The organism is Sulfitobacter sp. HI0040 (assembly GCF_001634885.1).
Taxonomy (GTDB): Bacteria; Pseudomonadota; Alphaproteobacteria; order Rhodobacterales; family Rhodobacteraceae; genus Sulfitobacter.
This window is the reverse complement of record NZ_LWEX01000267.1, coordinates 1-13,542: the sequence shown is the minus strand read 5'-3', so window position 1 is coordinate 13,542 and position 13,542 is coordinate 1. Positions and strand designations below refer to the sequence as shown.

Here is a 13,542-nt window from a genome sequence, read left to right as displayed (position 1 = left end):
CTTGGCTGTCGCAGATGGCGTGCAGCTTGGTGTTCATGCCGCCCTTGGTACGGCCAATCAGGCGTCCACGCCCCCCTTTTTGACGGCCAGACTGGTCGCTGTGCGGTGTGCCTTCAGGTGCGTGGCGTCGATCATCACAGTCTTCTTTTCCTCGTGACTTTCGGCCAGACCTGCCATCATCCGGGCAAAGATACCTTTGTCGCTCCACCGCTTCCAACGGTTGTACAGCGTCTTGTGCGGCCCGTATTCCTTAGGCGCGTCGCGCCAACGCAAGCCATTGCGATTGATGAAGATAATCCCACTCAACACACGCCGATCATCGACGCGGGGTTTGCCGTGGGACTTGGGGAAGAAGGGCTCAAGACGCGCCATTTGCGCATCTGTCAGCCAGAATAGATCAGACATGTTCACCGCTCGTTTTTCCAACCGTGAATCATGTCGCCGTGCGGAAATCAATGGGTCCTGACCCTAATACAGAAGAGCAAGAAAGCATCATATTAATGAGTTTGGATTCACGACCGTAAGAGGCCATAGAGACATATAGACATATAGAGTTTTTGTCGTGTGTGGCCTGACAGGCCCGACAGACTTAACTTGCCAAATCAGGCGTACCGTCAACCTCCACTGGTTTCATTGCGCACACGTGAGAAGCAATGACGCATATAGGTGCGAACGCTGGTTTTGATCTTTCTGGCAATACGACAATCATAAAGCAACAAGGCCTGAGATCGGCTCAATGAAAAACATCGTCAGCAGATCAAGGGACTACCAATCATATCCCCCTAACTGGGCTCCCTTTTGCTCAACATTCCCAAACACTTATGGGATGGCAAAAATGGAGCCCTGCCAGAGGCCCAGTGGAGGGCAGATCGATGAGCGTGATTAACAGGCTATCCCCTGCTGCTGACCCGCACATGAAATCCAAGATGCCCAAGGTCTATGACCAGAAAGCAGAAGAGTTCCTGGTCCATCTTCGGCAATTTGGCCAGATCACCTATGCGGCCAATATGACGGGCCTGACCCGTCGTACCTTTTATGCAAGGCGTGAACGCGATCCTGACTTTGCGGAGCGTTGGGATGAGGCCCTGGCGTCCTTCGAAGAAGATCTGACTTGGCGGGTGATTCATACGGCCACAGAGATGGGAACAGGAAAATGGGTTCCCGTCTGTGATGCAACTGGCCAACCCATATTGAATGATGATTTCGAACAGGTCATGCGGTTCGACACTTCAAACGTGGATCCACGGATCACAAACAAACTTCTGTCTCTGCGGGTGCGATCCGTCAATGACGTGCCTGTTGCCGTACAGGTCAACAACGCAACGCACGTCCATGCCGGACCTCGGCCCATGCCGAAGCTTGTGAAGCCTTCGGCGACAAACGACATCATCGACGCTGTGCCGATTGTCGAAACAACCCAAGGTACAGACCATAAGGTTGAAAACGATGATGTCTGATTGGCCAGAAGTTGAGGTGGTGATCGTCCTGCCTAGCGGGGTTGCCACATTGCCCTTCGACGGTGGGGCGATCACCTGCCGTGTGACCTTGGGCCATCTGGATGCACCTGACACTGGCCTCATTGCCGAATTGCGTGCTGGGGCGGAACCGGTGCCATGGCGATCTGCGCAGGTGCGAGATGAGGCACTTTGGTCGATAGAGACACGGATCGGCCTGGATCAGGAAATTCGGCAAGAGCTATTGGATCACGTTCGCAGAACGCCGTGGTTTGAGGGCTGAAAGAAGAGCTGAGCGTCAAGGCTTTCTTGGCTGCTGAACCCCGCTGCCAGCAAATGGCCTCCGAACGCTATACGCTGGTCCCCCATGCGGCTTCGTTGCGCCATTTTAATCAGGTTGCACGGATTTGGATCACCGGGCGGCACAGGGACGCGGGTTCGGCCTCCTTCTTTCCCGCGTCCCCAACCAAACCGCAAAAGAAAGAAGTCCGCATGAAAGATATCGAAAAACGGTCGCAGGAACTCCGCGAAGAACGGACCAATCTGTCAAAAGAACTGGACGATGCACGGGAGCTGGCTCCGCAGGCGATCATCGAGGGCAGGCAACCACCCCCCACGGCATCACTTGCAGAACGGCTGGCCAATCTGGACGCTGCAATCAGCACATTGGATGCAAGGCTGGCAGATGCATCGGAAGCGCGGGACCGTGCGCGTCGCACCAGACAGGTGCAGTCAGGTCTGGAGGCAACATCCGAGCGGCAAAAACTGGCTGCTGCGGTCGACTCCGCTCTGTCTGCCCTCGCCAAGAACTGGTCGGCCTATCGAGAAGCTGTACGGCATGGCGTCGGCTCTACGGCAGCCGCAGGCGGTGATGTTGCACCCATTGATCGGGTGCTGACAAACAATCGTCAATCAGAAGCCCTGATCAAAGCGCTGATCGCCGCTGGCAATCAGGAACTGGTGCGCTCGCTAGGTATCGATACGCCGATCAAAGCACGCCACGCGATCACCCTTGAGGATGCCGAAAGCCGCGTTTCACATTCCTTGAACGTGGAGCTTGCTCGCATCAAGGCTGCCTCGCCCCAGCGTGGTATTGCCATGCAGGCCCAGAAAGACCTGGAGGACTACTGAGATGACAATCGACGGAAACAGACATGCAGATGACCTGGTGCGGTTGGAGGCGAAAAGGAAAGAGCTTGAAGACACCCTGGCGGCATTGGCACGTGATGAAGACGAACTTGGTCGTGTTCTGGAGCTGGCCAAGGAGGTTGATCAACTTGAACAGCAAGTAGACGCTGCCCGTGCAGCCGCAAATATTCCCCATGAAACCGCAAAAAGGAGCGCAATCATGCCTGACGACTTCCAAAAACGCGCACTGGCCAACAAAAAAGTTGCCGAAAAACAGCTGGACGACTTGGCCAAATCACTTCGCCAGCCCGGCGAGACCTTTGAAGCTGCCTACTCCAGGTCGCTTGACACTGGAATGGGTGCTATGATGCTGAAAACACTGGATGATGCAACCGCTTTGGCGTCTGGAAACCCGACCCAGTTTGATCTGGAAAAGGCACGCATTGCCCTTCAATAAAACCGTCTATTATTATTACGAAAATCGTTGAATTTAACTTTCTGTTAAGTGGCTTTTATGCACAAACGAGAAGTAATAGTTTTAAAAATTTTGGGCGAATGAGATTTCTATTTGCATGGACACCGGTGATCGGCTGTCCGCGCAAAATGAGGAGATTCCCATGCGCTACTATGAAGATCAAACCTACCCGTTAGATGATTTTGCTGATCTGGCTTTTGCAGAGCACGACGGTCCATCTGACCCGTCAAGCCCGCAGGCGGTCGCGGAGTACGCGGCGTCATTGACGCCTGCCACCAAGGACCGTGAAAACCGCCGTAAGGCTGTCTTTCGTGATGCGGCGCTGACATCAATGCTGCAAAATATCGAAAGGCTGCGTGCCCCCGAGCAAACCGGCGTTGCCTATATCTACGGCTTCTTGAAATCAGCAACTGAAGAAAACCGACGTCGGTCAAATCCCGCATTGCCGCAAGTCAATGATCGGGTCGTCAAACTGGCCACGGAGCTCTACGACATGAGCTTCAGGCTCAAAACCAAGACCGAAACCGGCGAGCTGATTGGGGACTGCGTTGCCCGTATCTGCCACGAGCACAACCGATCTGATCCTCGCTAAAAAAAAAGCGCTCCCGCAGCCAAATTGGCTGCGGGAAACCTCAATTTAGGTGTGGTCAATCACGCCTCCTAGGTGGTCTATTCTGGGCCTTTCAGAGCCAGCCGCCCCGCAAGATATTGATTTCATTCATGGAATTTTAGGAGATCAAGAGGCTTTGAATCCTTAGATTCCAGGCGCTTTCTTAGGCTGCGTCCTTTTGAAGTTTCAAACTTTCCGTGGTCCACTTTGCTAAGTGATCAGAAATCGCGGTGCCAAACGCTCTAGCAAGAGGCACTGGAACTGCGTTGCCAACTTGCTGATACATTTTCCCAAGATTTGAACCCGCAAATTGAAATGCGTCGGGAAATCCTTGCAGCCGCGCTGCTTCACGAACCGAGATTGTCCTGTTCTGCTCAGGATGAACATATGCACCCCAATGCGGATCGCATTTGGTCAGCAACGTGGACGCCATGCCATTACGGTCCAAACGACCATAACGTTTAGTATGATCAGTCAATCGAGCACGTTGCATTCCAGCAGGTAACAATTCTCGTGGGATATCTCGCCAATTTCCACCTTCCGGGACGCAAACAATGCGATCCAAGTTTACTTTCGTAAGGCCGTGGCAGACATGATTGTATAGCGCGGTTGCGCCTTTTCTTGCAAAACGCTGATACTCAGTTGTTGCGCTTGTTCCCTGCCAGCCTGAGACCTGTGTTCCACCACCATTCTCCAAATCGGGGAGATCTCCTATTGCGTTCCCAACAGTAACAATTCGTTTTGCTGCGCCCTCAGGTCGCTCACTTTTCCTTCGTCCAAGCCCATCCAAAAATTTGGACCAATGGGTTGGTTTAGGCAATAGCTCGGCGGCGTCCCCAATGCGGCTAGCAACAATGAACACCCTGCGGCGAGCCTGAGGCGTTCCATAGAGTTCGGCGGACAACGTTTCATAAGCAACACTGTAACCTTGGTCACTCAATGAACTAAGTATCGCCTTGACCACCTGACCGTTGTCTATCGAAAGTATGCCCGGCACATTTTCCATCACCAGCGTTTTTGGGCGAAGCCTCTTCACCAGCGTCAAATAATATTCAAAGAGCCGGGCACGGTCGTCGATTGCATTTCTCTTGTGATTGTTATGACTGAACGACTGACAAGGCGGCCCTCCAATAAGGCAGTCCAGTTCTCCACGGCCCAGCGCACTCGCGCGCAAAATGTCGTCAGCGCAGACTAACGAAATCGCGCCCTCAATAAATGACGTCTCAGGAAAATTTAGGCGAAATGTCTCTGACGCTGCCGAATCCATGTCATTGGCACAGGCAATGCTCCAGCCAGCCTGACGAAAGCCAACCGCGAGGCCTCCAGCACCTGCAAAAAGGTCAACGCACCTAGGCCCGTCGGCTAGGGTAGACCTTCTCTTGTGCAGCGTGATGCCCGACATGCTCAATCTTCTTATTCAGTCAATATATTAGGGCCCAAGCCCGCATCCTAACCATATCTTGAACCATCGAGCTTGAACACTGCAAAATTAGAGCCTTGCAAGAGCGCCAATATCTTGATAGGACTTGCTCAGGCAACTTATGCAAGGATTGAGTGATGAAGGATGATAGCAAGAACTTGGAGACCCTCCCGCCGAGCGAGGAGCGAGTTCTCTTTGAGCGAATCGGAAGTACAGAATGGGAGATGCGGGAAGTCGGACTTGATGTGCATGACGAAGTTGCCCTTTGGGACGAGAACCCGCGCCTGCAAACGGCAAAGATGGATGGCTTCTCAACAGAGATTCAGCTTGAGGAGGCACTTCGCGGTTCACGTGGTTACGACGGTCTCAAAAAGTCGATCCAAGAGATCGGGCAAATGCAGTCGATCTACGTAAAGAAAACGCCGACAGGTAAATACCTGACTCTCGAAGGAAACACCCGTGTTGCCGTATTGCGGGAGCTCGACCGCAAATTCCACTCTGGAAAGTTCGCGGGAACCTTCCGGCGCGTAACCGCTAAAATTGTTCCACAAAACTTTGGTGATCGTGAGATTGCCATCCTTCTAGCTGGGATTCACGTTCGGGGGTCTGGTGTTCGAGACTGGGAGCGTTACGTTCAAGCACGTTTCGTTTTCGAAACTGTTGTGGGCCGGCCCGGAAAGCCGCCAATCATGAACCAAACCCAACTTGCCGAAAGCATGGGCAAGTCTGAGTCTTGGGTTACCCGCCTCAAACACGCTTACGAGTTTGCACTGAAATTTGTTGAGCACAGCGATAGTGAGGAGAACCCGCGCAAACTGGCTGCTGACAAGTTTTCCGTCCTTGAAGAGATCAGCAAAGCTCGTGCGATTGGGCCTCAGCTTAGGGACTTCGACAACGCCGCGCATGATGGCCTCCGGGACGAAGTTTTTGATATGGTCCTTAACAATGCGTTCAAGGAGTATCGTGACGCTCGATTTTTGAAAGAGTTTCATGATGATCCCGATCTTTGGCATCAGCTGAACTCAGGCGAGGAGCACATCGCCAACAAGTTGGCAAAGCAGGTCGAGACTAAGAGTAGCAGCCCGAAAGCGAAAATCGCAGGCCTGCCACAGCTGATCAAGCGATCGTTCGATCGGGGAGAAGCAGCTTTCGACGATGAAGACGTGTCTCAACTGCAGCAAGCAATTGATCTTATTGAGGATCAAGTTCATGAAGGCGTTCAGCCCTACCGCCTAGCGATCAAGAAAGCCGCAAGAACCCTTAATAAGGCCAGCCGCGCGGATGTGCTCGATTTGTCGGATCAAGACCTGAAGGAGTTTCGCGAGGCACATAGCTACTTTATCGGCTTAGTGGAAGCACACGGTTCGGGCAATTCAGGTAGCGACGCATGACCTACACACTGCTCCAACACCAAGAAGAGGGCGTAGGGTTCTTAACCGGCAATGCGGCCGGTCTACTGGCTTTTGAGCAGGGTCTCGGCAAGACGCTAGTGGCTATTGATGCGTTTCGACGTCTGCTGGATGGCGGCACTGCTGACCGGCTATTGGTGGTTTGCCCTAACTCCTTAAAGCGGAACTGGCTGGCCGAACTGAGAAAGTTCGCGCCTTTTCTTTCTGTGGACATTGCTGAGGGGCCACCAAAGAAACGCAGGGAGATATTCAGAGAATCTAAGGCGAGGGTGGTCGTCACGAGCTATGAAACCGCGCGAGCTGAAACAACCTCACTGATCGCACTATGCCAGAGGCAACGAACTATTTTGGTCCTTGATGAGTCCCATGCGGCCAAGAATTGGCGATCGCAGACCTCTGCTGCGATGCGTACTGTAGCGCCTCATGCAAATCGCCGGTGGCTTCTATCTGGAACACCAGTGACCAATACCGCAACTGATCTACACACTCAGGTCAATATTCTGGAGCCAGGCAAGTCCCCATTGGGCTCGGAGGAGGCCTTCCGGGCGCAATTGGAGTTCGACCCTCATGCAAAATTTGCTCAAGCGACTTTTGATCGCCTAATCCTTCGACGCACCAAGGAGCAATGCTTGGACCTGCCAGAAAAATCCTATGTGGATGTCAGGGTAGAACTGCCTGATTGGCAGCGTCGCGCATATAATCAGATGCGTGACGAGATGATCGCCGAGATACGCGACCTTTCAGGGCAAGAGTACAGGGCATATGCCGCCACGGCCTTGTCAAAACTGACGCGGCTCATTCAGCTTGCCAGCAACCCGGCGTTGATCTTCCCTGATCTCGACAAACAGCCCGCCAAGTTCGAAACGCTCGACGGCTTGATCGGAGACATTCTGTCGGTACCAGGCCGAAAGGTGATACTGTGGTCGAACTACATTCGAACGATTGAAAGCCTTTTGGTCCGTATTCCTGGCGCAGTTGCAATCTACGGAGCGACCCCTAATACTGAACGTCAGGAAATAGCACGACGTTTTCAAGAAGACGCAGACACACGGGTTCTGATTGCGAACCCAGCGGCTGCCGGCACTGGTTTCACCTTCACCGCCGCCAGCTTCACAATATACGAGTCGCTATCCTGGCGCTACGATCACTATGCGCAAAGTCAGGACCGCAACCATCGCATTGGGCAGACTGAGCCCGTCACCTATATGAGGCTGCTCGCAGCCGACACGATAGAGGAAGCTGTCGTAATCGCGCTGGAACGTAAATCCGCGCTAGCACGTGGATTGCTTGGCGATGAGGGGGCGGACGCATCAGTGGCACAGTTGTCACAAGCCGAAATGTGTGAATTGCTTGCGAACAATCGCCTTCCTGAAAGGGAAGTAGCAGACCACACCACAATGGTGCTTTCTTAAACTATGCTACGGGTCACGTCGAAGCAGCGCCCAAATGGTATATCCCGTATTTGAGCTCGGGACACAAAGCTATCGTCGTATTGCCAGAGATTGGCGGCAAGGCGATGCTCTGCTGGTGGAGTAAGAATGGGATACGTCGGCGGTTGGTGCATGGTTTAAAGCGCGCGCTTTAGGTTTGTGGACATCTGAGCAGGTTAGTGATCGCCCTTGGCGTTCTCTGTGAATACAGACCACGAAGCGAACTGACAGTAACCCCCTCAAAACAAAGGAAATGGTGCGGGCGGTGGGAGTCGAACCCACACGGGCATACGCCCAACAGATTTTAAGTCTGGTATGTCTACCATTCCATCACGCCCGCATCTGGCGTTGTTCTTCAATTTTCAGTTTCGGGCCTATATCGGGCCTGAAAACAGTCTCTTAATCGCAACGCCTTGTTCCGTATGCATATTTCAGCACAGACGCAAGGATTTTAAGTCTGGTATGTCTACCATTCCATCACGCCCGCGCCGGGTGATGGGGCGCACCATAGCTGTCCGGGGCGCGGTGTAAATGCTCAGATGTCCTTACCCTTGGGACCAAGCGGCGCGCCGTCGGCCAGCAAGGCCGCCTCTGACAGCCATGGATTGTTTTCCACCGCGATGAGCAGCTGCGCGCGGGCCTCCTCCAGCCGGTTGAGCTTCATGAGGGTGAGCGCCCGGCCCGACTGGGCCGCGACATGGTTAGGCTGCAGTTTCAGCGCGATGTCCAGATCGGCGAGGGCCGCTTCGGGCCGGTCCTGCAGGAAAGCGATATAGGCGCGCTGGTTGTAGCCTTCGGCGTACTCCGGGCAATAGGCCACGAGACGGTCGAATTCGGCGTCGGCCCCGATGAAATCATAGGCATCCCGGCGGGCCATGCCCGCGTCCAGCACCTCTTGTGCCGCCGCGTCGGGGGCGCGCAGCCAGACCTCCCACATCTTGCCGGAGACCGCCCTGCCCTGTCGGAAGTCCTCCGCCGCGCGAGCCTCTTCGAAGAGCCCCTGAAGCTCTTCGGTCACATCCGGGGCGGGCGGGCATTCAGCCGCCACCGCGGGGGCGGCGAGCCAGAGAAGCAGGAGCGGGGTTTTCATGAGGTAGCGCATGACCAAAGGATGACGCAACGGCAGCTTTCGTCAAGTCCCGTCGGCGAGCATGGTTTCCTTTACCGCTTCCATGGCGACATAGGTGGAGGTGCTGGCCACATGCGGCAGGGCGGAGATCGTTTCGCCCATGAAGCGGCGATAGGCGCGCATATCGCGGCACCGCACCTTGAGCAGATAGTCGAAATGGCTGGCGATCATATGGGCCTGCTCGATCTCCGGCACCTTGGCCACGGCGGCGTTGAAGGCCCTGAGTGCTGCTTCGCGCGTGTCGTTGAGTCGCACCTCGACGAAGGCCACGTGATCGAGCCCCAGCCGGATCGGATCGAGCAGCGCGCGGTAGCCAATGATCACCCCGTTTTCCTCCAGCCGGCGCAACCGGGCCTGGGTGGGAGACTTGGACAGGCCGATGCGGCTGGCGAGTTCAGTGATGCTGATGCGGCCATCCTCTGCCAGCACGGAGAGAATCGCCGTATCGAACCTGTCGAGTGCTGACCGTTCGTTTGTCATGCGAATTCGTCTTTCTTCGGTGTCATTTCCTGCAATATCGCATCTTTTCGGTCCGTAAGGCTTGTCAACCTAATATATTCTTGTCGAAACAGCAAAGGGCTTTCCCATGGCACGTGATAGCGCGACACCCCTCGAACATCATATCGATACGGCGACCTACGCCGATCACGGCGAGGTTCTGGATAAACTGGTTCGCAGCGCCGATTTGTCGAGCGCGGAGCGTGCGGAAATCTCTGCCCATGCGGCACAGCTCGTGCGGGATATCCGCGGCACTTCGGCCCCGGGCATAATGGAAGTCTTTCTGGCGGAATACGGGCTCAGCACCGATGAGGGTGTCGCGCTGATGTGTCTGGCCGAGGCGCTGCTGCGCGTGCCGGACGCGGATACGATCGATGCGCTGATCGAGGACAAGATCGCGCCCAGCGACTGGGGCCGGCATATGGGTCATTCGACCTCGAGCCTCGTCAATGCCTCCACCTGGGCCCTGATGCTTACCGGGCGGGTGCTGGACGACGACCGGCCCGGGCCGGTGCGGCATCTGCGCGCGGCGATCAAGCGGCTGGGCGAGCCGGTGATCCGCACTGCCGTCAGCCGCGCCATGAAGGAGATGGGCCGCCAGTTCGTGCTGGGCGAAACCATCGACGCCGCGATGGATCGCGCCCGGGGCATGGAGAAGAAGGGCTATACCTACAGCTACGACATGCTGGGCGAGGCCGCGCGCACCGAGGCGGACGCCAAGCGCTATCACCTGAGCTACAGCCGCGCCATTTCGGCCATCGCAACCGCCTGCACCCATGACGATATCCGCCGCAACCCCGGCATTTCCGTCAAACTGTCGGCGCTGCATCCGCGCTATGAACTTGCCCAGCAGGACGCGGTGATGACCGACCTCGTGCCGCGTCTGCGCGCACTGGCGCTCTTGGCGAAATCCGCCGGCATGGGCCTCAACATCGATGCGGAGGAAGCCGACCGGCTGGCCCTGTCGCTGGAGGTGATCGAACGGGTGATGTCCGAACCCGCGCTGGCGGGGTGGGACGGTTTCGGCGTCGTGGTGCAGGCCTATGGGCCGCGCGCGGGCCGGGTGATCGACACGCTTTACGACATGGCCCAGAGGCACGACCGGCGCATCATGGTGCGGCTGGTGAAGGGCGCCTACTGGGACACGGAGATCAAGCGCGCGCAGGTCGAGGGGGTGGATGGCTTCCCCGTCTTCACCCAGAAGGCGGCGACGGATGTCTCCTACATCGCGAACGCGCGCAAGCTGCTGGACATGACGGACCGCATCTATCCGCAGTTCGCCACCCACAACGCCCATACGGTGGCCGCGGTGCTGCACATGGCCGAGGACCCCGAAAGCTTTGAATTCCAGCGGCTGCATGGCATGGGCGAGACGCTGCACAATATCGTGATGAAGCAGAACGGCACGCGCTGCCGGATCTATGCGCCGGTGGGCGCGCATCGCGACCTGCTGGCCTACCTCGTGCGGCGGCTGCTGGAAAACGGCGCCAACTCCAGCTTCGTGAACCAGATCGTGGATGAGGACGTGCCGGCTGAGGTGGTGGCCGCCGACCCGTTCGAGTTGATCGGCAGCCAGCACAACAGCCCTATCGCCCGGGGGCCGGAGCTGTTCCAGCCGCTGCGGGCCAATGCGGCGGGGTTCGATCTGGCACATGTGCCGACCCTGCGCGCGGTGGAGGAGGCGCGGGAGCCCTTCCGCAACCATGAATGGTCGGCGGGCCCCTTGCTGGCGGGTGACGCGGCGCCGGAGGCGGCGGTTGCCGTCACCAACCCGGCGCGGCCCGGCGATGTGCCGGGTCATGTGCGCCCTGCCTCTGCCGCGGATGTGGAAACCGCACTTTCCGCTGCTGCACCTTGGCTCGCCCCGCTGACGACGCGGCGGACCGCCCTGCTGAAGGCCGCGGATGCGCTGGAGGCACGCTATGGCGAGATCTTTGCCCTGCTTGCGCGGGAGGCGGGAAAGGGCCTGCCCGATTGCGTGGCCGAATTGCGCGAAGGCGTGGATTTCCTGCGCTACTACGCGGGTCAGGCCACCGGGGAGCCGCCGGCGGGCGTCTTCACCTGCATTTCGCCGTGGAACTTCCCGATGGCGATTTTCACCGGTCAGATCGCCGCGGCCCTTGCGGCGGGCAACGCGGTGCTGGCCAAACCGGCGGAACAGACGCCGCTGATCGCCGATCTGGTGGTGCGGGTGCTGCATGAGGCGGGAGTGCCGCGCGATGCGCTGCAACTGCTGCCGGGCGGGGGCGAAGTGGGCGCCGCACTGGTATCCGACGCGCGCATCGGCGGCGTGGCCTTCACCGGCTCGACCGCGACGGCGCTGAAGATCCGCGCGGCCATGGCCCGACACTGCAGGCCGGGCACGCCGCTGATCGCCGAGACCGGCGGGCTGAACGCGATGATCGTGGACAGCACGGCGCTGCCGGAGCAGGCGGTGCAGGCCATCGTCGAAAGCGCGTTCCAATCGGCGGGCCAGCGCTGTTCCGCGCTGCGGTGCCTTTATGTGCAGCGCGACATCGCGGAGGATTTCATCCGCATGCTGACGGGCGCGATGGAAACCCTGCGCATGGGCGACCCATGGCGGCTGAGCACGGATGTAGGCCCCGTCATCGACGAGGCGGCGCGGAAGGGAATCGCGGATCATATCGACGCCGCGCGCCGGGATGGCCGCATCATCGCCGAGCTGAAAGCGCCGGAAGAGGGCACCTTTATCGCGCCCACCATCATCCGGGTGACGGGAATCGCGGATCTGGAGCGGGAGATCTTCGGCCCCGTGCTGCATGTGGCCACTTTCGCCTCGGACGAGCTGGACGCGGTGATCGACGCGATCAATGCCACGGGCTACGGGTTGACCTTCGGGCTGCAGACGCGGATCGACGACCGGGTGCAGCATGTCTCCGAACGGGTGGAGGCGGGCAATATCTACGTCAACCGCAACCAGATCGGGGCCATCGTGGGCAGCCAGCCCTTCGGCGGCGAGGGCCTGTCGGGCACCGGCCCCAAGGCGGGCGGGCCGCATTACCTGCTGCGCTTTGCCCAGACCGACCGGCAGAGCACCGAAGACGCATGGCCCGCCGGGTCGGAGGCCCCCCTGCCCCGCCTGCCACGCCAGAGCGCGCGGATCATCGAGGCCGTTTCCATGCCGGGGCCGACGGGGGAATCGAACCGCCTTTCCACCCTGCCCCGCCCGGCGCTTTTGTGCATGGGACCGGGGGCGGAGACGGCCCGGGCGCAGGCCCGCGCGGTCGAAGCGCTCGGCGGGGAGGCCGTGATCCCCGAGGGCGCGGTCGCGCCCGAGGCGCTGGCAGAGGGCCCGAGTTACGGCGGCGTGCTGTGGTGGGGCGACGCGGAGACCGCGCGCCGCATCGACATTGCCCTGTCCGAACGGCCCGGCCAGATCGTGCCGCTGATCCCGGGGATGCCGGATGTTGCACGCGTCCGGGCGGAGCGGCATGTCTGTGTCGACACTACCGCATCAGGGGGCAACGCGGCCCTGCTGGGCCAGATGGCCTGACCCGGGCGGATGGGCTGACAGCCCAGACTCCACGAGGCCCCGGCGGCGACACCGGGGCCTCTTGACCCGGGTGCCAGGATCGCACAGCTTCGCGCCATGTTCCCCATCCGCGACCATAATCCGTCAGGGCGCACGCCCTATGTCACCTATGCGCTGATGGCGGTGAACATCGCGATCTTCCTCGGCTACGTGGGGCTTTTCGCGAACGAGCGGGCGATCAACCTGTTCTTCTACGACTGGGCGCTGATCCCGGGCCGGGTGACGGCGGGCGAAGGCTTCGGGGGGCTCTTCACCTCCATGTTCCTGCATGGCGGCTGGCTGCATCTGGCGGGCAACATGCTGTTTTTGTGGATCTTCGGCGACAATGTCGAGGATGAGATGGGCCATGGCCGCTATCTGCTGTTCTACCTCGCCTGCGGGGTGCTGTCGGGCGTGGCGCATGTGCTGTCGGCGCCTTTTTCGCCGGTGCCTACGG

Annotated in this window: 12 protein-coding genes, 1 tRNA gene and 1 pseudogene; 9 read left to right on the top strand and 5 right to left on the bottom strand. The window is 58.4% G+C overall.

The genetic code is table 11. The annotated features are described in order from the left end of the window. Positions 1-405, bottom strand: a pseudogene (locus tag A3728_RS13585) (IS5 family transposase); the annotation flags it as partial. 467 nt (positions 406-872) lie between these two features. On the opposite strand from A3728_RS13585, the gene A3728_RS13580 reads away from it, so the two are divergent. The 5 genes from A3728_RS13580 to A3728_RS13560 all read left to right on the top strand — a co-directional run bounded on the left by A3728_RS13580 (position 873) and on the right by A3728_RS13560 (position 3,649). Beyond that, positions 873-1,457, top strand: a complete 585-nt coding sequence (locus tag A3728_RS13580; protein WP_150120797.1) for a hypothetical protein — start codon at positions 873-875, stop codon at positions 1,455-1,457. Next, positions 1,447-1,737, top strand: coding sequence for a hypothetical protein (locus A3728_RS13575; RefSeq protein WP_067924703.1), 291 nt, complete (start codon positions 1,447-1,449; stop codon positions 1,735-1,737). Before A3728_RS13580 ends, A3728_RS13575 begins: the two co-directional genes overlap by 11 nt. Positions 1,738-1,946: 209 nt before the next feature. Continuing rightward, positions 1,947-2,585: a hypothetical protein gene (locus A3728_RS13570; RefSeq protein ID WP_150120796.1), complete on the top strand. Its 639-nt coding sequence runs from the start codon at positions 1,947-1,949 to the stop codon at positions 2,583-2,585. Between the two features lies 1 nt (position 2,586). Beyond that, the gene (locus A3728_RS13565; protein ID WP_067924693.1) at positions 2,587-3,039 is read left to right on the top strand and encodes a hypothetical protein; all 453 of its coding nucleotides are present in this window, start codon (positions 2,587-2,589) and stop codon (positions 3,037-3,039) included. A gap of 160 nt (positions 3,040-3,199) precedes the next feature. Then, a complete protein-coding gene (locus A3728_RS13560) occupies positions 3,200-3,649 on the top strand; it encodes a hypothetical protein (protein ID WP_150120795.1) in 450 nt (149 codons plus the stop codon). 181 nt (positions 3,650-3,830) lie between these two features. On the opposite strand, the gene A3728_RS22380 is transcribed toward A3728_RS13560, so the two are convergent. After that, positions 3,831-5,069, bottom strand: coding sequence for a DNA cytosine methyltransferase (locus tag A3728_RS22380; RefSeq protein WP_082850908.1), 1,239 nt, complete (start codon positions 5,067-5,069; stop codon positions 3,831-3,833). Positions 5,070-5,224: 155 nt separating this feature from the next. On the opposite strand from A3728_RS22380, the gene A3728_RS13555 reads away from it, so the two are divergent. After that, entirely contained in the window at positions 5,225-6,478 is a 1,254-nt protein-coding gene (locus A3728_RS13555) for a hypothetical protein (protein WP_067924687.1), read from the top strand. Beyond that, positions 6,475-7,908, top strand: coding sequence for a DEAD/DEAH box helicase (locus A3728_RS13550; protein ID WP_067924684.1), 1,434 nt, complete (start codon positions 6,475-6,477; stop codon positions 7,906-7,908). The genes A3728_RS13555 and A3728_RS13550 overlap by 4 nt, the downstream gene beginning before the upstream one ends. A gap of 272 nt (positions 7,909-8,180) precedes the next feature. On the opposite strand, the gene A3728_RS13545 is transcribed toward A3728_RS13550, so the two are convergent. The 3 genes from A3728_RS13545 to A3728_RS13535 form a co-directional block, all read right to left on the bottom strand. Beyond that, a tRNA-Leu gene (locus A3728_RS13545) sits at positions 8,181-8,266 on the bottom strand. 195 nt (positions 8,267-8,461) lie between these two features. Continuing rightward, entirely contained in the window at positions 8,462-9,016 is a 555-nt protein-coding gene (locus A3728_RS13540; protein WP_082850909.1) for a tetratricopeptide repeat protein, read from the bottom strand. A gap of 42 nt (positions 9,017-9,058) precedes the next feature. Further along, positions 9,059-9,535 (bottom strand): Lrp/AsnC family transcriptional regulator, encoded by a 477-nt coding sequence (locus A3728_RS13535; RefSeq protein ID WP_067924682.1) that lies wholly within the window; start codon positions 9,533-9,535, stop codon positions 9,059-9,061. A 106-nt stretch (positions 9,536-9,641) separates the two neighbouring features. Here A3728_RS13535 and putA point away from each other — a divergent pair, with 106 nt between their 5' ends. Together putA and A3728_RS13525 are read left to right on the top strand one after the other, a co-directional pair. After that, entirely contained in the window at positions 9,642-13,067 is a 3,426-nt protein-coding gene (gene putA, locus A3728_RS13530; protein WP_067924681.1) for a bifunctional proline dehydrogenase/L-glutamate gamma-semialdehyde dehydrogenase PutA, read from the top strand. 96 nt (positions 13,068-13,163) lie between these two features. Further along, positions 13,164-13,542: rhomboid family intramembrane serine protease (locus tag A3728_RS13525; RefSeq protein WP_150120794.1), on the top strand; the 379-nt coding region annotated here is incomplete at its 3' end.